This is a genomic window from Flavobacterium sp. CYK-55 (assembly GCF_018413465.1).
In the GTDB taxonomy this organism is placed as follows: domain Bacteria; phylum Bacteroidota; class Bacteroidia; order Flavobacteriales; family Flavobacteriaceae; genus Flavobacterium.
On record NZ_JAHCDK010000027.1, the window covers coordinates 1 to 1,971 of the forward strand.

2 protein-coding genes are annotated in these 1,971 nt (G+C 34.4%); both read left to right on the top strand.

Annotation, left to right across the window (positions count from 1 at the left end; genetic code table 11):
• Positions 1-138: 138 nt before the first annotated feature.
• Positions 139-750 carry a hypothetical protein gene (locus KIH23_RS13565; protein ID WP_213214044.1) on the top strand — a complete coding sequence of 204 codons (612 nt, stop codon included), beginning with the start codon at positions 139-141 and terminating at the stop codon, positions 748-750.
• Positions 751-1,401: 651 nt separating this feature from the next.
• Entirely contained in the window at positions 1,402-1,758 is a 357-nt protein-coding gene (locus KIH23_RS13570) for a hypothetical protein (RefSeq protein ID WP_213214045.1), read from the top strand.
• Positions 1,759-1,971 lie beyond the last annotated feature (213 nt).

The window sequence follows — 1,971 nt, forward strand, 5'->3', positions numbered from 1 at the left end:
CACAACAGCAGGTTTGCACAATAACTGCATCAGTGTTCAAGAAAGATATATTTTCCATATGTTTGTTTCATCTAACGGATTATACTCTGTTCCAAATTACCGTGACTGAGCAAACCCGCAACCGTTACCGGTAATTTTATGAAAAAAACTGTTGAAATAGAATCTAGAATTAAATGGGCAATTATTAGTTGTTGCAGTTTTTTGTTTCTAGTAATATTTTATCATCATATTCACAAGTATCTATCGGGTATTTTCTTTTGGCTTCTCACATTATTGATTCCAACAACTTTTATTGCTATACTTATTTTGACATTTAAGTCTATAATTCTAATTGTAAAAAAACGAAAAGAATTAAGCTTAAAAATATTTGTTCCTTTCTTCGTTTGTTTCTTAACATTGATATATCTGTTTTTTAGCTCATATCGATTTGATTCAGAAAACTTAGAAAGTGAAATTGAATTCCGAGCGTGCTTTGAAGGCACGCAAAACCAAGCGATAATAAAATTTCGTAAAGACAAATCATTTGAGATAAATTGGACAGGAGCATTTTTTTATGATGAATGGTGGAAGGGAAAGTGGGCAAAAAATGGTGATACAATATATCTTAAATATGATGAAAACAAATTTGAACAACTTGGAGAAAAAATAATTATAAGAAATGGCTATCTTATTCCTATTAAAGGAAAAATGGACACAATTAAAAATCCTTACCCAATGTTCTATGTAGGAATTTGTAGACACGAGAACTAAAAAAACTACCGGTAACCGCGGTCATAACTTATGGCTGGATTTTCTTAGCTTAATGTTTGGCTTTCACGTTTTTTATTTAGCTTAGCGGAGCGTACGCGGCTCGCTTTTCCGCCACAAGATATGGCCGCAAAACGTTATTGACAAGCGCATTTTCGAACCGTAAAAAAACGAACTTCCGTAATTGTAAACCTGAATTTCTAAATCGCGCTGTTGAAAATCTTGCTCAACTATGTCGTGAATTTTGAAACATTTTCAAAACGGAGATTTCGCTGCTTTCTGAAATCATTTGTAAACTTTGCGTGAAAACAAAACGAAAACTTTGCGTGAAAACAAAACGAAAACTTTGCGTGTCAACAGCGCTTAAAAAATTTGCTTCGCAACAAGTTTTTATTTTTTCCCAAACTTTGTGTTGAAGCAATTCCGGCGAAAGAATTCTGTGTGTGAAAACTGTGCGCAAACTTTGAACTTAAAAGCGCCTGGTCAATAACAGCGGTCATGACTTATGGCTTTATTTTTCAAGCTTCTAGCCTATTTTTCACGAACAAAATTCTATCTTAGCGGAGCGTACGCGGCTCGCTCGTCCGCCACAAGACATGGCCGCAAAACGTTAGCTGCAATTGCTGACCGATTGAACAAAAAAGAATTATCGAAATGGATGAAATATTTGATAGAAAATCAAAAATCATTTTAGGAACTATGTTATCTTTGATTGGCTTACTCCTATTTTCTCTATCTCAGTTTGGTTATTTCGAAAATCAACGTAGAGATGAAATTCTAAATCAAAATTACAAAGCCAAAGTAATTGAAAAGTTTGAAGATAAAAGCAACCGAAATGCTAGAATGATTAGATTATCAAACTCGAGAAAACTTTTTGACTATTGGCCAAAGAATGTAGAATTAAAAATTGGTGACAGCATAATTAAAGAAAAGATGTCTACAAATTTATTAGTGAAAAGAAATTCGAGGTTGATTTATAGTTTGAATTTGTTGGAGGCAAAAGATAATTAAAAATTGCAACAGCAGCTAACACTTGCTAAGCGCCATTGCTTGATTTTGTTGGCTTTGCGCTTGTTTTTCACGAGAAAATTTTATCTTTAGCGGAGCGTACTCGGCTCGCTGTTCCGCAACGCGCGCCTAGCAAGAGAACGTTGTGCGCAATTGCTCAGCAAAAACGTTGATAAATATTGGCCGCTTTTTTTGCTTTGCGGTGGAAAAGATTGT